Annotated in this window: 16 protein-coding genes and 1 tRNA gene; 7 read left to right on the top strand and 10 right to left on the bottom strand. The window is 71.8% G+C overall.

The genetic code is table 11. The annotated features are described in order from the left end of the window. Positions 1 to 34: 34 nt before the first annotated feature. The gene (locus OG943_RS23475; RefSeq protein ID WP_328603052.1) at positions 35 to 412 is read left to right on the top strand and encodes an SgcJ/EcaC family oxidoreductase; all 378 of its coding nucleotides are present in this window, start codon (positions 35 to 37) and stop codon (positions 410 to 412) included. Further along, positions 396 to 1343, top strand: coding sequence for a sigma-70 family RNA polymerase sigma factor (locus tag OG943_RS23470; RefSeq protein ID WP_328603051.1), 948 nt, complete (start codon positions 396 to 398; stop codon positions 1341 to 1343). Before OG943_RS23475 ends, OG943_RS23470 begins: the two co-directional genes overlap by 17 nt. A gap of 6 nt (positions 1344 to 1349) precedes the next feature. Here the strand turns inward: OG943_RS23470 and OG943_RS23465 are convergent, their stop codons facing one another. The 4 genes from OG943_RS23465 to OG943_RS23450 all read right to left on the bottom strand — a co-directional run bounded on the left by OG943_RS23465 (position 1350) and on the right by OG943_RS23450 (position 4154). Further along, positions 1350 to 1682: a YciI family protein gene (locus OG943_RS23465; protein WP_328603050.1), complete on the bottom strand. Its 333-nt coding sequence runs from the start codon at positions 1680 to 1682 to the stop codon at positions 1350 to 1352. A gap of 10 nt (positions 1683 to 1692) precedes the next feature. Then, positions 1693 to 2154, bottom strand: coding sequence for a nitroreductase family deazaflavin-dependent oxidoreductase (locus OG943_RS23460; protein WP_328612137.1), 462 nt, complete (start codon positions 2152 to 2154; stop codon positions 1693 to 1695). 15 nt (positions 2155 to 2169) lie between these two features. Continuing rightward, positions 2170 to 2910 (bottom strand): thioesterase II family protein, encoded by a 741-nt coding sequence (locus OG943_RS23455; RefSeq protein WP_328611945.1) that lies wholly within the window; start codon positions 2908 to 2910, stop codon positions 2170 to 2172. Positions 2911 to 2978: 68 nt separating this feature from the next. Then, entirely contained in the window at positions 2979 to 4154 is a 1176-nt protein-coding gene (locus OG943_RS23450; protein WP_328611944.1) for a sialidase family protein, read from the bottom strand. 190 nt (positions 4155 to 4344) lie between these two features. Here OG943_RS23450 and OG943_RS23445 point away from each other — a divergent pair, with 190 nt between their 5' ends. Both OG943_RS23445 and OG943_RS23440 read left to right on the top strand, forming a co-directional pair. Next, positions 4345 to 4959, top strand: a complete 615-nt coding sequence (locus tag OG943_RS23445) for an MBL fold metallo-hydrolase (protein WP_328611943.1) — start codon at positions 4345 to 4347, stop codon at positions 4957 to 4959. 303 nt (positions 4960 to 5262) lie between these two features. Then, positions 5263 to 7620, top strand: a complete 2358-nt coding sequence (locus OG943_RS23440) for an alpha-L-fucosidase (RefSeq protein ID WP_328611942.1) — start codon at positions 5263 to 5265, stop codon at positions 7618 to 7620. Between the two features lie 931 nt (positions 7621 to 8551). On the opposite strand, the gene OG943_RS23435 is transcribed toward OG943_RS23440, so the two are convergent. The 5 genes from OG943_RS23435 to OG943_RS23415 all read right to left on the bottom strand — a co-directional run bounded on the left by OG943_RS23435 (position 8552) and on the right by OG943_RS23415 (position 13197). After that, complete coding sequence (locus OG943_RS23435; RefSeq protein ID WP_091629631.1) at positions 8552 to 8755, bottom strand: cold-shock protein; 204 nt, start codon at positions 8753 to 8755, stop codon at positions 8552 to 8554. Positions 8756 to 9155: 400 nt separating this feature from the next. Next, on the bottom strand, positions 9156 to 9458 hold the full coding sequence (locus tag OG943_RS23430) for a hypothetical protein (RefSeq protein ID WP_328611941.1): 303 nt from the start codon (positions 9456 to 9458) through the stop codon (positions 9156 to 9158). Positions 9459 to 10635: 1177 nt separating this feature from the next. Continuing rightward, positions 10636 to 10712 (bottom strand) — tRNA-Arg (locus tag OG943_RS23425). A gap of 747 nt (positions 10713 to 11459) precedes the next feature. Further along, positions 11460 to 11900: a peptidase inhibitor family I36 protein gene (locus OG943_RS23420; RefSeq protein WP_442874807.1), complete on the bottom strand. Its 441-nt coding sequence runs from the start codon at positions 11898 to 11900 to the stop codon at positions 11460 to 11462. 229 nt (positions 11901 to 12129) lie between these two features. Further along, positions 12130 to 13197: a LacI family DNA-binding transcriptional regulator gene (locus OG943_RS23415; RefSeq protein WP_328611940.1), complete on the bottom strand. Its 1068-nt coding sequence runs from the start codon at positions 13195 to 13197 to the stop codon at positions 12130 to 12132. An 82-nt stretch (positions 13198 to 13279) separates the two neighbouring features. Here OG943_RS23415 and OG943_RS23410 point away from each other — a divergent pair, with 82 nt between their 5' ends. Together OG943_RS23410 and OG943_RS23405 are read left to right on the top strand one after the other, a co-directional pair. Next, positions 13280 to 14452 carry an MFS transporter gene (locus OG943_RS23410; protein ID WP_328611939.1) on the top strand — a complete coding sequence of 391 codons (1173 nt, stop codon included), beginning with the start codon at positions 13280 to 13282 and terminating at the stop codon, positions 14450 to 14452. A 102-nt stretch (positions 14453 to 14554) separates the two neighbouring features. After that, positions 14555 to 15235: a sensor histidine kinase gene (locus OG943_RS23405; protein WP_328611938.1), complete on the top strand. Its 681-nt coding sequence runs from the start codon at positions 14555 to 14557 to the stop codon at positions 15233 to 15235. Here the strand turns inward: OG943_RS23405 and OG943_RS23400 are convergent. Beyond that, positions 15209 to 15847: a histidine phosphatase family protein gene (locus tag OG943_RS23400; protein ID WP_328611937.1), complete on the bottom strand. Its 639-nt coding sequence runs from the start codon at positions 15845 to 15847 to the stop codon at positions 15209 to 15211. The genes OG943_RS23405 and OG943_RS23400 overlap by 27 nt on opposite strands. Before the next feature lie 64 nt (positions 15848 to 15911). Between OG943_RS23400 and OG943_RS23395 the strand changes: the two genes are divergently transcribed. After that, on the top strand, positions 15912 to 17930 hold the full coding sequence (locus OG943_RS23395) for a cytochrome c oxidase assembly protein (protein ID WP_328611936.1): 2019 nt from the start codon (positions 15912 to 15914) through the stop codon (positions 17928 to 17930). Positions 17931 to 17962: the final 32 nt, after the last annotated feature.

Below are 17962 nucleotides of genomic sequence, written 5' to 3'. Positions count from 1 at the left end.
CCTGCGACCGGACACCGTCGTTAGGGAGAAACCGATGAGCAACACCGAAGTCCGCACCGTGCTGAACCGCCTCTACCAGAGCTGGGCCGACAACGACGCCGACGCGTTCGCGGCCTTTTACACCGAGGGCGCCACCGTGGTGCTGCCCGGCGTTTTCCAGCAGGGCCGCGCCGCCGTCCGCGACTACATGGCCGCCGGATTCGACGGCCCGCTCAAGGGCTCGCGCGCCCTCGACGAGCCGCAGGACATCCGGGTCGCGGGCGACACCGCGATCGTGGTCAGCCGCGGCGGGGTCCTGTTCACGGGGAAGGATTCGGTGCCCGCGGCGCGTGAGGTAGTGGCGACCTGGGTGTTCACCCGCCTCGGCGGCGAGTGGTCGGTGGCCGCCTACAGCAATGCCCCGGCGCACTGACGTGCCCGATTTCGCGGCCAGCACGGCCGCACACCGGGCCGAGCTGGTGGTGCACTGCTACCGCCTGCTCGGCTCGGCGCACGAGGCCGAGGACCTCGTGCAGGAGACGATGCTGCGCGCGTGGCGGGCGTGGGATTCCTACGACGGCACGCGGGCCTCGGTGCGCACCTGGCTGTACCGGATCGCGACCAACGTCTGCCTGACCGCGCTCGAAGGCCGGGCGCGGCGGCCGTTGCCGGCCGGGCTCGGCGGCCCGAGCGACGATCCGGGCGCCCCGCTCACGCCGTCGTTCGACGTGCCGTGGCTGCAACCGTTTCCCGACGCCCGCCTCGGCGATCCCGCCGCGCTCGCCGCCGCCCGGTCGGGGTTGCGGCTCGCGTTCGTCGCGGCGATGCAGCTGTTGCCGGCGCGGCAGCGGGCGGTGCTGGTGCTGCGGGACGTGCTGGAGTTCAGCGCCGCGGAGGTCGCCACGATGCTCGGCACCACCACGGCGTCGGTGAACAGCGCGCTGCAACGGGCTCGCGCGGGGGTCGCGGGGGCCTCGGCCGACGGGCTGGCCGAGGCGGACGGCACGGTGATCGACCGTTACGTGCGGGCCTTCGAAGCGGCGGACGTCGAAGCGCTGGTTTCGCTGCTGACCGACGACATCGTGCTGGAAATGCCGCCGGTGCCCCATTGGTACCGCGGCGCCACGGACTACGGCCGGTTCATGACGCGGCTGTTCGCGATGCGCGGCCCGCACTGGCGCCTGATGCCGTCGGCCGCCAACGGCCAGCCCACGCTGGCCGCGTACTGCCGCCACGGCGACGTCTTCCGCCTGCACACCCTGCAGCTGTTCACGGTGCGCGGTGGGCGCGTGGCCCACATCGTCGTGTTCCAGGACCCGGCCCTGCCCGAGCTGTTCGGCCTGCCGCCCGTGCTGGCTCCGTGAGCGCGGTCAGCCGCCCAGCAGCGGCCGGACCTCGACGCCGCCGTCCATGACCGGCACGAATCCGCTGATCTCCACGGCATGGTTGAGATCCCGTGCCTCCACGACGAAAAAGCCCGACATCGCCTCTTTGCTCTCCACGAACGGCCCTTCGGTGACGACGGGACCGCGCCGCGAACGCGTCATCGACGTCGGCTCGGTCGCGTACCCCGCGATCAGCGTGCCGCCCGAAGCGGCGATGAGGCCTTCGACGCGGCCGTGCGCCGCCAGCACCTCGGGCGGGAAGCCGGCCATGCCGCCGGGGGTTTCGCGCTCGTAGATCAGGATCGCGTACTGCGGCATGTCTTCTCCTTTACCGGGGCTCGAGCAGGAACACGCGGATGTCGCGGTGCGCGGCCCGGACGGCGTAACAGTCGTAGGCCGGCCAGTACGCGGCCACCGCGTCCCACATCTCCTCGCGCTCGGCGCCTTCGAGCAGCCGTCCGCGCACGGGCACGGTCCGCCCGCGGGCCGACGCCGTCGCGTCCGGCCGTGCGATCAGGTTCGCCGACCACGCGGGGTGCTTCTCGCCGCCCCAGTTCGACGCGATGACGACGTAGCCGCCCGCGCGCTCGACGTAGAGCAGCGGCACCTGGCGCGGCTCGCCGCTGTTACGGCCGATCGTGGTGAGCAGCAGCGTGCGCAGTCCGAGGGCCGTGCCGACGCCGAACCGCCCGCCGCTGATCCGCAGCAGCACCCGGTCGGCCGGCATCAGCGCGCGGCCGATCGCGGCGAACGTCTTGCTCTTGCCGAATCCGGCGAACACCCCTCGCAGTTCCACGCGGGAACCCTACGACGCCGCGGCGACGACGGTCCGCAGGGCCGCGATCACCGCGGGCGCCTGCTCGTTCAGGTAGAAGTGGCCGCCGGGGTAGGTCGCGAAGGTGAAGCCGCCGGTGGTGTGCGCGGACCAGGCGCGGGCCTCCTCGACGCTCACGCGGGGGTCGTCCACGCCGGTGTGCGCGTGGAGCGGCACGGTCAGCGTGGCCCCGTCGACCGGCCGGTAGGTCTCGATCGCGGTGTAGTCGGCGCGCAGCGCGGGCAGGACCATCGCGCGCAGCTCCTGGTCCTCCAGCACCCGGGAGTCGGTGCCGGCCAGCCGCGCGACGTCGGCGAGCAGGCCCTCGTCGTCGAGCAGGTGCACGGTCTCCTCGCGCCGGCGGGACGGCGCGCGCCGTCCGGAGACGACGACGGCGCGTGGCCCGGTGCCCCGCGCTTCGAGCCGCAGCCCGATCTCGAAGGCGAGCGTGGCGCCCATGCTGTGGCCGAACAGCACCACGGGCCGGTCGAGCCAGGGCAGCAGCGCCTGGGTGATCGCGTCGGCCAGCTCCGGCACGGAGCGCAGCGGCGGCTCGGCCTGCCGGTCCTGCCGCCCCGGGTACTGCACGGCGAGCACGTCCGCGGCCGGGGAGAGCGCCCGGGACACGGGGTGGAAGTAGGAGGCCGCGCCGCCCGCGTGCGGCAGGCACACCAGCCGGGCCGGTGCGTCGTCCCGCGGGTGGTAGCGCCGGATCCACCGGTCGTCGCCCATCTGCTTCTCCCTCCGTCGTGATCGCTCCCGATCCTGCCGGAGGACGCGGCCGCCGCGGCGCCCGGGGCTCAGCCGGCCTGCCCGAGCGGGATCCGCTGGAACACGATGGTCTCGTACGGGCCGGCCTGGCCCGTCTCGTACAGCAGCCCGGCGGTGCGCGGGTCGGCCTGCACGAGGTCGGAGTAGCCCGCCGGGCCGGCGGCCACCGTGCGGCCGGGGCGCCAGGTGTGCCCGCGGTCGGTGCTCAGCCGCAGCCGCATCACCGCGCGTGTGGCCGGGTCGGCCGGGCCGGAGTACAGCATCAGCCACGGGATCGTCGTCTGCAGCACGCTGCCCTCGACCTTCGTCCCGGACAGCGTCGGCTGCACCTGGTACGGCCGGACGAGCGTCTGGCCGCCGTCGGTGCTGTAGCCGTCGACCCGGTGCTCGGCGGCGGAACCCTGGTTGCGGCTGGAGAAGTAGAGCGTGCCGTCGGGCAGCTCGGTCATCGACGTCTCGTTCGCGGCGACGACGCCGTCGGTGCGGTCGTCGGTGAAGCCGATGTGCCAGGTGCGGCCGTTGTCGTCGCTGTAGAGGTCGTGGCCGCCGTAGTACTTTGCCTCGGTGCCGACGTCGGGCGAGCCCGCCGGCGGGGAGCTGGAGTGGTTGGCGGGCACCACGATCCGGCCCGCGTGCGGGCCGTGGCGCAGCAGCGTCGCGTGCCCGGGACCGGTGGCGTACCAACGCCAGCCCGGCAGCTTCGTGTCCGAGGTGATGTCGCGCGCGGCCGTCCAGGTGCGGCCGTTGTCGTTGCTGCGCTGGACGAACACGCGGCGGGTGTCCTGATCGGACGCCTGGCCGGACATGATCTGCTTCTCCGAGACCGGTCCGTTGTGGACGGTCAGCAGCACCAGTTCGCCGTCGCGCGCGAGCACCGGGGTCGGGTTGCCCGCGGTGGCGTCGCCGTTGGTGGTGACCACCGCGAGCGGGCCCCAGGTGCAGCCGCCGTCACGGGAGGTGCGCGACACCGTCTGGATGGCGCCGGAGTCGCCGGCCGAATCGCGCCGCCCCTCCGCGAACGCGACCAGCGCCCCGTTCGCCGCGCGCACCACCGCGGGGATGCGGAAGGTGTCGTAGCCCTCGGTGCCGGAGGTGAACGGGACTGACGAGGCACAGCCGGGAGCGGCCGCGGCCGCCGGGGTGAAGGGCAGCCAGATCGTGGCCACTGCCAGCAGAATCGCGCCGAATCCACGGATCGGTGACACCGGTTCCGCCTCCTCACTCAGGTGATGGGGCTGGGGGATCAGGGCTGGGATGATCAGACATGGGATGTCCGACGTCCTATGTCCGCAAACCTAGGGAGCCGGTGCACCGTTCGTCAAGGACTACGTGGCGTGGGCGGGACTGTCGCTAATTGAGACCGCCGGGCCCCGCGCGTCGTGCGAGCGTGCACGCGTGGACGTTGACCTGACGGTGACCGCCGGGAACTACCGCTTCGACGGGGTGTCGTTCGCGGTCGACACGAACATCTGGCTCCTCGGCGACGAGGACGAGGTGCTCGTGGTCGACGCGGGCTTCGACGCGAGCGCGATCCTGTCCGCCATCGACGGCCGCGAGGTGCTGGGGATCGTCTGCACGCACGCCCACAACGACCACGCCGACTCCGCCCTCACGCTGGCCGACGCGACCGGCGCGCCGGTGCTGCTGCACCCCGGCGACGAGAAGCTGTGGGCCCGCGTCAACCCCGGCCGCCGCCCCGACGCGGAGCTGACGGACGGGCAGGTGCTCACCGTCGCCGGGTCGCCGGTGGTCGTGCTGCACACGCCGGGGCACACCGCCGGGTCCGTCTGCCTGCACCTGCCCGACGACGGCCTGCTCTTCAGCGGCGACACGCTGTTGTCCGGCGGCCCGGGCCTGACCGGCGACGCGTGGTCGAGCCGTTCCGCGCTGCACGATTCGGTCCGCCGGAAACTGCTGGTGCTGCCGGGGGAAACCGTGGTGCACCCCGGTCACGGGTACAACACCGAGCTGGGCGTGGAGCGAGAGGAATCCTGGGCCGACCGGCGGTGAACCGGCCTCGGGCTGTCCCGTGTGGACAGACGGCCGACGGGTGGCCGGCGCTCCTGGCCGACCACTCGGAGCGGATTCGCCGGCGCGGATGAACGCTTTCCGTCGCGCCGATCCGCCGACCTCCCCGAGGCTCGGCGCGCGCTGCCCTCACCCGACTTGTCCTTGACAGCACATCCTTCGCTCGACACGATGATTCATCAGATGAATCGGGTCGCATCGTTGAAGAATGTCGCTTAAACGCGTCCGCGGCGCGGTTCTGAGTGCGGATGCATCGGACCACTGGACTCTCGCTGTGGAGGTTCAATGACGAACTACCCCCGCCGTCAAGCTCTCGGCCTGGCCTTCGGCGGCGCTGTCGCACTGGGCGTCGCCGGGGCGGCTCCGGCATTCGGCGCAGCCGGCACTGGCGCGGCCGGCGCACTCGACGCCCCCGACACGCCCATCGTGCCCGCGCCGGCCCCGGTGCCCGTCCCGCTCGATCAGTGGTTCTCCAACGACGGCATCGACAGCGCGGCCGTCCACGACGGGAACTTCGACGGCTCCGGATACGCCTTCCCGGCCGAGCACCTGCCGGTCGGGCAGACGGTGACCGCCGGCGGTGTGCCGTACCGGCTGGGATCCGCCGCCGCGGGCGCGAAGAACAACGTCGTGGCGCTGGGCCAGCGCGTCGACCTGCCGAAGGGCCGGTACTTCGCCGCGTACTTCCTGGTCGCCGCCAGCTACGGCACCACCGGCGGCACGGCCACCGTCCACTACGCGGACGGCAGCACCAGCGACGGCACCCTTTCGGGCCCGGACTGGTACTCCGGCAGCGGCGCGCTGGTGACGCCGTTCCGGTACGGGCCGGGCGGCACCGTCGACGAGAACCCGGTGTCGATCGGCACCGGGCAGGTGTGGGCCGACCCGCTGCGGGACGCGGTCGCGATCACCCTGCCCGTCACGGCGGAGCCCGCGGCGAACGTGCCGAGCCTGCACGTGTTCGCCCTGACGCTGCAGCCGGTCGCCGAAGGCCGCGCCGCGCTGGTCCTCGACGGCCGTTCGACCACGAGCCTGCTCACCGACGGCGGCCCGCAGGCCGTCGAGGCGACCGTGGTCAACGCGGGCACGGTGTGGCTGGGCGCGCGGGACCGGATCACCGTGACCGTCGACGTCCCCGGCGGCCGCACGTCGGTGCCCGCGACGATCCGGTCGCTCGCGCCGGGGGAGCAGTCAGTGGTGCGCCTCGGCCTCGCGCCGGACGCCGCCGTCCCGCCCGGCACGACCACGAACGGGCAAGTGAAGGTGACGGCCGGGCGCGGCACGCTGGCCACGCAGCAGGTCCCGATCACGCTCGGCGTGCCGGATTTCCGGCCGACGGACGCGTCGCTGTCCACGCACCGCGCGCCGTACTGGTTCTCGGACGCGAAGTTCGGGATCTTCATCCACTGGGGCGTGTACGCGGTGCCGGCGTGGGCTCCGGTCGGGCAGCAGTACGCGGAGTGGTACTGGCAGAACCTGCAGGACCCGAACGGCGCGACCTACGCGTACCACGCCAAGACCTACGGCGAGGACTTCGCCTACGACGACTTCATCCCGATGTTCACTGCGAAGAAGTTCGACCCGCGCAGCTGGGTGCGGCTGATCGAGGACGCGGGCGCCGAGTACTACGTGCTGACCTCGAAGCACCACGACGGATTCGCGTTGTGGGACACCAAACTCAGCGATCGAAACTCGATGAAGCTGGGCCCGAAGCGGAACGTCGTCGCGGAGCTTTTCGCCGCGTCGCGCAAATACACGCCGAAGCTGCGTAACGGGCTGTACTTCTCGCTGCCGGAGTGGTTCAACCCGGACAACCCGTGGATGGGGCACGCGCCGCGCAACCCGTACACGGGCGCGAGCCTGCCGTACACGGGCTATCGGGCCGGGCGGGATTTCGTGAAGGACTACCAGGCGCCGCAAGTGCTGGAGCTGATCTCGGGGTACGACCCGGACGTGCTGTGGTTCGACATCGGCGGCGTGAACGACAGCCGCGTGGTGCTCACCGAGTACTTCAACCAGGCCAAGAACCGCAGGCACGCCAAGGATGTCACGGTCAACGACCGCGGCGGCATCCCCGATCACGACTTCACGACGCCGGAGTACACGACGTACCCGAACACCGTCGTCGCGAAGTGGGAGTCGAGCCGCGGCCTGGACCCGTTCTCGTACGGCTACAACCGCGCCACGCCGGACGACAAGTACATGACGGCGGAGGAAGTCGTCCGCACACTGGTCGACATCGTCTCGAAGAACGGCAACTTCCTCCTCGACATCGGCCCAGACTTCGACGGCACCATCCCGGCGGTGATGCAGAACCACCTCCGCGACGCGGGCGCCTGGCTGAAGGTCAACGGCGAGTCGATCTACGGCACCACGTACTGGTCCCGCATGGCCCAGCTGGGCGATTTGCGTTTCACCGTCAAGCAGAACTCGTCGTTCTACATCAGCTCGCTCGTCGCGCCGGGCAGCCGCTTGGTCGTCGACGCCCCGGTCCCGATCAAACCGGGCGACCGCGTAACCATGCTGGGCCACCGCGGCCGCCTCTCGTGGCACCAGACGGACGGCTCGCTGGTGATCGACGTCCCACCCGCCGCCCGCGAGGCGGGGCGTTATGTGTGGGTGTTCAAAGTGGACTGGAGCTGACGGGTTCCGGCCGGGCGCCGTTGGTTGGTGGCGGTGCTCGGCCGGGTGCGGGTTTTTGTTGTGTGGCTTGGTTTTTCTGCCGTCGTCGTCCACTGGAGACGCTTTCACCGACGGCGGCAGACGCGAATCCATGCCCCTCTCGGCCAGCTGATGTGGACCGACCCGCAGGGCCGTGGCCCTGCAGCTGATGGTGCTGCGGCGTGGGGCCGTAGTGAGGCCCTGCTCTCTGCGGATGGGAGCGGGTCTGTGCGGACGGGAGCGGCTGAGTGAGATTTCTGCCCGGTGCCCGTCGGAGCGGCCCGGAGGGTCTCTGCTCCGCATCGGAGGGGGCGGCCACCTCGGTCTGCTCTGTGCCGGCAGCGGCCGGGTGGGGCTGTGGTTCGTGTCCGCGGGGGCGGCCTGGAGAACCTCTGCTGCGCCTCTGCTGGCCTGCGCTGTACCGGCGCGGGCCGGATGGGTGCTGCGCGGTGCGAACGGAGCAGCCGGATGGGGCAGGCTCTCAACGAAGGAAGCGGCCGGCTGAGGCATGCTCTGCACGAAGGGAGTGGCTGAGGCGCATGTAGGGAGCGGCTGAGGCGTGCTCTGCTCCGGAGATGGGAAGCCGGCCGGGTCAGGTCTTGGTCCGGTCCGAAGTGGCTTGGCTCGGTGCAGTGCGGAGCAAGTGGGGCGGAGCGAGTGAGAGGGTTCCGCTCCCGCGGGTCCTGCGACGTTCCTGCGCGGTGCTGAGAGGGCTCCGCGCGGTGCCGGGACGATTCGCCCGCTGGCTGGTGACGCTCCCGCGCGGTGCCGGTGACGTTCCTGCGCGGTGGGTGTCGAGAGGTGGTTCCTGGCTCGGCCCGGGGCGGCTGTCAGAGCGGCGCCCGGTGCTTCGGCCAGCCGGGAAGGCCTTCGCCCTCGAGGAGTGAAGGCCTTCCCGTTTTTCGCCAGTGGATCAGATGGCGACGACGCGCTGAGCCTGCGGGCCCTTCTGGCCCTGGCCGATCTCGAACTCCACGCGCTGCCCCTCGTCCAGGGACTTGAAGCCGTTACCCTGGATCTCGGAGTAGTGCACGAAGACGTCCGGTCCGCCGCCGTCCTGGGCGATGAAGCCGAAGCCCTTTTCGCCGTTGAACCACTTGACGCTGCCCTGAGCCATGCTTTTACCTGTTTTCTCATCTGTGAGCCGGGTGCCCCGTACGAACATCCCGGTCTCAGGGTCCATCTTGCCAGTCCTGCCCCGGCGTGGCCCGCTTGCCCGGGTTTTAGGGCCTGGTCAGGCCACCCGAAGGGGTCTCCGCGGGGGGTTCGTACCCCCGGTTTGAAGGCCTGGACCTGCTGGGTTCCATATTTGGTTGGGCCAATGGAGTGATGATTCGGCCAGTTGTTTTCATCTCGTGTTCATCTCGCGCCTGACGCCCGCTCGCGGTGAGCGAGGAGGGATGGGTGCTCCGTCTCACACCGTGGGATCGGGGAGATGAGGGGTTGCTGTCGGCATGCCAACGCCGGTCGGCTGCCGGGGTGAACGGCTGCTTCGGATCCCGTTGCCGTGCTTGGCGTCAGGCGGCTTCTGCGTCCGATGTGGACCGTTCTGGCGCTGGTTCGGGGGCGAAATCGAAGGCCAGCTGCACGAGCGGGTTGCGTCTGGAGCGCCGTCGGGGCAGCGGGGTGGGTGCCGGGAGGGGCTCGGGTCCGCCGTCTTCCGGGGGCGAGTTGTGCTCGGCCACGTGGGGATGGTCGGTGAGATAGCGGAGCTTCAGCAGGTGGCGGCGCACGAGACCGGCCCGCCGAGCCTCCTGGAACGCGGCCCGGGCGGCTTGGTTGGCGGCGCGGCGCCGGGGTCCGGGAGGGGTCTGCTCCACGACGGGATCCTTTGCTGAGTGGCCGGCAACCCGGCGTAGATGGGTGGGACCACCCGCTCAGGCGGCGACGGCTGGATACGGCCCCGATGGCCCGGGGCCGGTGGGGCAGGTGGCTGCCCGACGGCTGGGCGAGCGGCTGCCCGCAGGCGGGCAGATGAGCGACTGGCCACGCGGACGGTGTTGAGCGAGCGACTGGTCGCGCGGGGCGCGGGCAATGTGGGCGGCTGGCGGGGCGCGGGCAATGCGGGCGACTGGCGGGGCGCGGGCGACTGGTTGCGCGGATGGTGTTCGGCGGGCGGCTGGCCGCGGGGGCGGCGTTGGCCGAGCGGGTGGCTGCGCGGGCGACGTGGGCGGTGCGGGCGACGTGGGCGGTGCGGGCGACCCGGCTGCGCGGATGGTGTGGCGGTGTGGGCGACCGGCTGCACAGGTGATGTAGGCGACTGGCCGCGTAGGTGGTGTGAGGCGACTGGCGGCCGTGCGGATGGTGTTCGGCGGGCGGCTGGCTGCGGGGGCGGCGTTGGCCGAGTAGGCGGCTGGTCGCGCGACTGGTGGGCATGCGGGCGACCGGGCGCCACACCCGGGCGGGCGGCATGGGCGGGGTGGGGCGGCTGGCTGCGTGGGCGGTGTGAGCGAGCGACCGGCTGCACGGGGAGCGGTGATCGAGCGGCTGGCCGCACGGGCAGCGTCCGGTGAGCGGACTGGCCGTGCGGGGAGCCTGCGCGGGCGGTTGCCTGCAGGGCACCGTTCGGTCAGCGGTCGCCTGCACGAGGGGTTGTGGTGTGTGCGGTCGGCCGCGGCGGTGGCTGAGCCTCGGTCGGTGGTCGGTGGTCGGTGGTCGGTGGTCGGTGGTCGGCGGTGGCGGTGGCGGTGGATCGTGCCGGTGCTGAGGGTGGTTGTGGCTGGGTGTGATCAAGTCGTCTCGGGTGGGTGGTCTGGACGACTGGGCGGGCGTTTCGCGCGTGAGGTAACAAGCTTGTCTCAAGTGGAACTCGGGGCAGGATTGTTGGACCATTCGGCCGCTTCACGGATCCGTCTTCCCGTGCCCGGTGTGGTGTGGACGGGACGGGCGGCCGTCCATTGTGGGCTGCCGCGAACGCGGGCGCGGGCGGACGGCTGTGCAGGGAGACTTCTCGCTGCGGGAACGCTGTGCGCGGCGCGCGCACAGCGTTTTCCCTGGTGGTGCCCCCGGCAGGACTCGAACCTGCGACCTAGAGATTAGAAGGCTCTTGCTCTATCCAGCTGAGCTACGAGGGCCCGGTCGACGACGGTTGCCGATCTCCAGCACCGGCAGCTTAGACGTCACCATCCTCTCGATCGCTCGACACCGTCGAATCGTTTCAGGTCTTCGGTGACGGATTTGCGGGGTTCTTGCGACGTCGTCGGCACGGGACTGGTGGGGTCGGTGGTTGCCGCTGGGCAGGCGGAGCGCGGACGGCTGGTGTGAAGGTCGTTCGCCGGCGTTGGCGGGTGGCGTGTTGGTTCGTGGCCGGGCGGACCACGTGGTGGCTTGGTTCTGCGTTGGCGGGACTTGCAACCTGTGCGCGGCGCTGTGGGCGTGGGCGGGGTTTGTGGCAGGGCGACGGTGAAGCGGCGGGCGTCGTTGCTGGTGAGGCTGCTGCCATCGTTGTCGGCGGAGCGGTGGGTGTTGCTGAGCTGCGGGCACAGGCAGACCTGAGGCTGCAGGCACACGCTCGAGCTGCAAGCGCAGACCTGAGGCTGCAAGGCACACGCCGGAGCTGCGGGCGCGGACCTGACGCTGCAGGTGCAGGGCCAGCGGGCGCGCAGACGTCGTGACCTGCGGCGATGGCGCAGGGCTCCCGGGGCGCCGATGGGGGACAGAACAGGGGACGGCGCCCCGGGAGGCTGGTGGGAGCCCGTGGACGCACCGGGCGGCGGTGCGTCCACGGGCCGGGGCCGCTGGGGATGCGGCCCCTGGGTCCGGCGATCGGCTGCGAGTCGACTCGGCCTGGAGCTAGCCGGTTCGGCGGGCCCGGTCGGGGGTCATTCCCAGATCTTGATGGCGCGGACCACGAACGGGGACTGCGGAACGTAAGTGCCGCCACCCGGATAGGTGTGGAAATCTCCCTCGGTCGTGCAGTCTTCGCCTTGGTAGATGGTGACGTCGCGTGTCATGTGGTTCACGAAGGAATGGGATTCGAATCCCTCGGGCAAGGGAATGCAGTCACTCGGGTTGCTGGTGCGGAGGTCGAAATGCCGGGTGTCGCCCGCGTAGGACTCCTCGGACCAGAGACAGAATTCACCGGCTGTGCAGGCTGGGTCGCCGACGGACAGAGTGGCGGTAGAGCTGTTTTGCGCGGGAGCGGATGCCGTAACCGGGGATGGTGCGGCCTGGGCGATGCCCGAACCGGCCAGAAGGCCTGCTGTGGCCAGAAGGAGGACGCGCGGCAACCGGGCCGGCAGGTGCGGGCGGCGGGACGGCAGCGAAGGCAGTGAAGGCAACGACGGTAGTGAAGGCAGGGCAGGCAGCAGTCGGCGGAACATCATGGGAACTCCCCCTCTTCGGGCGGCCGGGAGGGCCGCCGCGGAATGTGTGGTTTCCACGATGCCGGGTGGTGGGGGATTTGTCTGCCCGCATTCCTACGTCTGTGGACAAGTAGTTTTCCGTCGCTCGAATGGGACCCGGTTGTCCACAAATCGGTGAACGGTATTGCTAAACGGGCGCGGTGCTGTCACGCCGGATCAGCGAGACGGGCAGCTGGACGGGTGGGGGCGGGGCGCCGTCGTCGAGCAGGTGCAGGACCAGCTCGCCCGCGATCCGGCCCTTGCCGGCCAGGTCCTGGCGGACGGTGGTGAGCGGCGGGTCCGCCCAGGCCGCCTGCGGGATGTCGTCGAAGCCCACCACGGAGACGTCCTCCGGCACGCGCAGCCCCAGCTGCCGGGCCGCGGCGACGGCCGCCAGCGCCAACTGGTCCGACATGCACAGCAGCGCGGTCGGCCGGGGAGAGCCGCGTAGCAGTGAAGCGGCGCTGGCCGCCGCGTTGTCCGCCGACAGCCACGGCGCCTCCGACACGGCGACGTCCGTCACCCCGGCCTCGGCCAGCGTCTCCAGGTAGCCCGCCAGACGTTCGCGCGTGCCGTGGAACGAGCTGGCCCGCGCGGACTCCAGGCCCGACGGCCCGTCGGACGACAGCCGCGGCGCCGACAGGACCGCGAACCGGCGGTGCCCCAGCTCCAGCAGGTGCCGGGCGGCCAGCGCGGCACCGCCCCGGTCGTCGCAGCCCACCCGGGCCGTCTCCGGCAGCAGCGGCTGGTCGATCACCACGAGCGGCAGGACGCGGTCGTGCACGGCGTCCAGCGCGGGCGTCCCGTCGGCCAGCGAATACGCCACGGCGATGTCCGCCTGCGCCGCCAGCACCCGCTCGGCGGGCGGCCCGCTCTGCGCCTCGGCGCCGGGCAGGAGCAGCAGGGCGTGCCCGGTCGGGTCGACGGCCTTCGCCAGCGCGTCCAGGGTCACCGACAGCGCCGGGTCCGAGAACGCCGCCGACAGCGACGAGTCCAGCAGGAACGCGATCGCGCCGGTCCGGCTCGTGGCGAGGCTGCGCGCCGTCGGGTTCGGCCCCGGGTAGCCCAGTTCCTTGGCCGCGCGCAGCACTTGCTGGCGCAGTTGCGCGGAGAGCTGGTCGGGCCGGTTGTAGGCGTTGGAAACGGTCGCGCGCGACACCCCGACCGCCTCCGCGACGTCGTCCAGCGTCGGTCGCCGTCGCCGGGTGCTCGTCATCGGCGGAGCATAGCGCGCCCTGGACATGCTGAAGCGCTTAAGTCATTCTGGGCCAACGGCTCCCGGCAGAGAGGACGGCGAGATGCGCGACCGGACGGCGGTGTTCGCGGTGTTCGCGCTCAACGGCGCCGCACTCGGTTCGTGGGCGCCGCGCACCCCCGCCATCGCCGCGCACGTGCACGCGGAGCCCGGCGTCTTCGGGCTCGCGCTGCTCGGCGCCAGCGTCGGAATGCTTTGCGGCGCACCGATTTCCGGCCGGCTGACCGAACGCTACGGCGCCCGCGCGGCCGTCGCGGGCAGCACGCTGGTCGCCGCCGCGGCCCTCGCACTGGTCGGCTTCGCCCCGTCGGTCGTGCTGCTCGCCGGCGCGCTCTTCGTGCTGGGCGCCGGAGTCGGCGCGCTGGACGTCGCCATGAACATCGCCGGCGTGGCCGTGGAACGCCGCACCGGCAAGGCGGTGATGCCGACGCTGCACGCCGGGTTCAGCTTCGGCGCGCTCGCCGGCTCGCTGCTGGCCGGGCTGGCCGCCGGGCACGACTGGTCGCCCGCGCGGCACCTGAGCGTGGCCGCGGCCGGGGCGGTTGTCGTGCTCGCGGTGGTGCTCAAGGCCGTGCCGGGGGACCGGCCGCCGCGCGAGACCAAGGCGACGGCACCGGCGAAGGCCGCGATCCGCCGTCCCGCGCTGTGGCTGCTCGCCTCCATCGCGCTGTGCTCGGCGATCGCGGAAGGCGCCAGCTCCGACTGGTCCGCCCTGCTGATGGTCACCGCCCACGGGGTCGGCCAGGGTGCCGCCGCGCTGGCCTATTCGGGCTTCTCGCTGGCGATGGCACTGGCCCGGCTCGGCGGCGCGTGGAGCCAGGAGCGCTTCGGCGCCACGCGCTCCCTCGCGGCCGGGGCCGGCGTCGCCGCACTCGGCCTGGTCTGCGCCGCGGTCTTCACGCCCGCCGCGTTCGCGTACGTCGGCTTCGCGCTCGCCGGGGCCGGGCTCGCCGCGGCCTTCCCGCTGGCGCTCAGCTTGGCCGGCAGCGCGGGGAAACGGGCCGACGGCGGCGGGGGCGAGCGTGAGCTGGCCTTCGTCTCCACGGTGGCCTACTCCGGCTTCCTCGCCGGTCCGCCGCTGATCGGCGGGATCGCGCAGGCGACGTCGTTCAGCGTCTCGTTCCTGGTGGTCGCCCTGATCGCCGCGCTGATCGTCCCGGCCGCGCTGGCCGCCGTGCGCGCCCGGCGTCACGAAGAGGTCACAGCCTCCGCCTGACCCCGTTGACACCCCACGCCTGCCGGGGCAAGCTGACTTCGCCATAAACTGAGATGAATGCGCGAAGACCGCCATTTCAGGTTGGTTTGGGGGAGGGGACTCGTGACGGTGGCCATCGCGGCAGCGGCTGTGCTCGTCCTGCTCGGCGGGGCGGCCTGGTTCGCACTCGGCGTCGGGGAGCGCCGCGGCCGGGCGGCGGAGCGCGAACGGCACCGGCGCGCCGTCCACGACACCGTGCTGCAGGTGATGGAGTCGCTCGCGCTGCCCGCGCCCGCGGACGTCGTCGACCCCGTCGGCAGCCTCGACCGGGTGCGCCGGACCGCGCGTGAGCACGCGCTGCGCCTGCGCCTCAGCCTCGACAGCCTCGACGACACCTCACCCGCGGGCCTCGTACAACGGCTGCGCGCGCTGACCGCGGAACTCGCGGCGGACGGCCTGGCCGCGGAAGTCGTTGAACTCTCGGCGCTCGGCGACCTGCCCGAAGCCACCGTGGACACGTTGCACGGCGCCGCGCGCGAAGCCCTGCGAAACACGCTCAAGCACTCGGGCACGCGCCGCGCGGTCGTCTCCGTCGAGGCGAGACGCGACGGCGTGAGCGTCACGATTCGCGACCACGGCACGGGTTTCCGCCCGGACAGCCGCCGGCACGGGTTCGGCATCGAGCATTCGATCGTCGGTCGGCTCACCGAAATCGGCGGCGACGCGACAATCGACTCGGCGCCTGGCGAGGGCACCCGCGTCCGGCTGCGTGCACCTCTAGCCTTGCGTCTCCCCGTCGGGTGATTCGCGCCACTGCGCGAACGGCCGGTCCAGCCGCCACTTGCGGCCGTCCGACTCCAGCACGCGGTACTCGCACGTGTGCGGATTGGACAGCGACTCGAACAGCTCGACGCTCCAGCCGAACAGCCGCCGGCACAACAGCCTCAGCGTGAGCCCGTGGGAGACGATCAGCACAGTCCCGGGGTGATCTTCGCCGCTCCTGGACAGGTCCGCGAGGAATCCGGCGACGCGGTCGTCGACGTCCGCGCCCGACTCGCCGTAGGGCAGGCGGTAGAAGAAGTGCCCGAACTCGTCCCGCCGCTGCCGCTGGACCTCCTGCTCGTCCGGGTCCTGCAGGTTGCCCCAGTCCTGCTCACGCAGCCGCGGCTCCTGGGTCACGCGCTCGCACGCGCCCTCGATGTCCAGCAGCGCGAACGTTTCGCGGGTGCGCAGGTACGGGCTCAGATAGACGGCCGGGCGCTCGCCGCGCAGCAGTTGCCGGATCGCCGGGCCGGCCTCATGGGCCTGCTCTCGACCGGCTTCGGTGAGCGGGATGGCGTGGTCGGGAATCCGGGTATAGGCCAGTTCGTCCACGTTCCCGAGCGACTCGGCGTGACGTAGCAGGATGATCCGCACAAAGCCCATCATGCCCGCGCGCACCCCCGTTCCGGCCGGATGCGGCCCGGCCTAGTCTCGTGAGGTGCCCTCGGATGCCGTGACGAAACCGGAACTGCCTGCCCAGCGCCGGGCGAGCGTCCTGCCGCTGCTGTCGGTCGGGGTGCTCCTCGCCGCCCTCATCGCGGTGGGACTGGTCGCTCTCACCGGTGGAGCCGGCTACCTCATCGCGGGGCTGCCCGACCCCGGGCTGGTCACCCGCTACGGCATCACGGTCGTGCGGGTGCTCTCGGAGGCCGCGTCGGTCGTCTGCATCGGCGCGCTGCTGCTGGCCGCGTTCCTGGTCCCCCCGCAGAAGTCCGGCACGCTCGGGCCCGAGGGGTACGCCGCGGTGCGCACCGCGGGGATCGCCGCGTGGGTCTGGTTCGCCGCCGCGCTGCTTTCGGTGGCGTTCACGGCGGCCGACGGCGCGGGCAAGCCGTTCGGGGAAGTCCTTTCGCCCCAGACACTCCTGGACCTGGTCGACGCGATCGAGCAGCCGAAGGCCTGGCTGTGGACGGCGCTGATCGCGGTCCTGCTCGCCCTCGGCTGCCGGCTCGTGCTGACGTGGGGCTGGACGACGGTGCTGTTCTTCGTCGCCGTCGCCGGGCTGATCCCGGTCGCCGTCACCGGCCACTCCGCGAGCGGCGGCTCGCACGACATGGCCACCAACAGCCTGCTGTACCACCTGGTCGCCGCCTCGCTGTGGGTCGGCGGGCTGGTCGCCCTGCTCGCCCTCGGCTGGCGCCGCGGCAACCACCTGACGCTCGCCGCGAAGCGGTTCTCCCGGATGGCGCTGGTGTGCTGGATCGTGATGGCGATCTCCGGCGTGATCAACGCGCTGGTGCGGATCAACCTCGGCGATCTGCTGACCACCGACTACGGCCTGCTCGTCGTCGCGAAGACGGTCGCGTTGCTGCTGCTCGGAGTTTTCGGCCACCAGCAGCGTCGCCGCGGCGTCGCCGGGCTGGTCAACGGCGAGGGCGGCAGCCAGCTGCTCCGGCTCGCGGCGGTCGAGGTGCTGATCATGTTCGTCACGATCGGCCTGGCCTCCGGATTGGCGCGGACGCCACCGCCGGCCGACGCGGTCACCCAGCCCTCCACCACCGAATTGCTGATCGGCTACAACCTCGACGGCGCCCCGACGTTCTGGCGCCTGCTCACCGACTGGCGCTTCGACCTCGTCTACGGGACCGCCGCGATCGTGCTCGCCGGGCTGTACCTGGCGGGCGTGTGGCGGCTGCGCAAGCGCGGCGACGCCTGGCCGGTCGGGCGGCTCGTCGCCTGGCTCGCCGGCTGCCTGGTGATCCTGTTCGCGACGTCCTCGGGCATCGGCCGCTACTCGCCGGCGATGTTCAGCGTGCACATGGGCAGCCACATGATGCTGTCCATGGTCGCGCCGGTGCTGCTGGTGCTGGGCGGCCCCGTGACGCTCGCGCTGCGAGCCCTGCCCGCCGCGGGCCGCGAAGCGCCTCCGGGGCCGCGAGAGTGGCTCCTGGCGGCCGTGCACTCGCCCGTCTCGCGGTTCCTGACGCACCCGATCGTCGCGTTGCTGCTGTTCGTCGGATCGTTCTACGCGCTGTATTTCTCCGGCCTGTTCGACTCCGCGCTGAACTACCACTGGGCGCACCTGGCGATGAACGCGCACTTCCTGCTCGCCGGGTACGTCTTCTACTGGCCGGTGATCGGCGTCGACCAGGCGCCGCGGCGGATCCCGCCGATCGGGCGGCTCGGGATGATGTTCGCCGCCATGCCGTTCCACGCGTTCTTCGGCGTGATCCTGATGAACATGCAGACCGTGATCGGCCAGACCTTCTACTCGCAGCTGCGCCTGCCGTGGGTCGGCGACCTGCTCACCGACCAGCGCCTCGGCGGCGGCATCGCGTGGGCCTCGGGCGAGGTGCCCGTGCTGCTGGTGCTGATCGCGCTGCTGGTGCAGTGGGCGCGCGCCGACGAGCGCGAGGCCAAGCGCAAGGACCGGCGCGAGGAGAACACCGGCGGCGAGGAACTCGCGGCGTACAACGCGATGCTGAAGAACCTCGCCGACGGCAAGCGAGTCGAGTGAGACACGCCGGGCGATGATGCCGTCCGCGTGAT

It is taken from the genome of Amycolatopsis sp. NBC_00345, from assembly GCF_036116635.1.
Taxonomy (GTDB): Bacteria; Actinomycetota; Actinomycetes; order Mycobacteriales; family Pseudonocardiaceae; genus Amycolatopsis.
The sequence above is the reverse complement of the archived record's forward strand: the minus strand, read 5'-3'. Positions and strand labels throughout refer to the sequence as shown.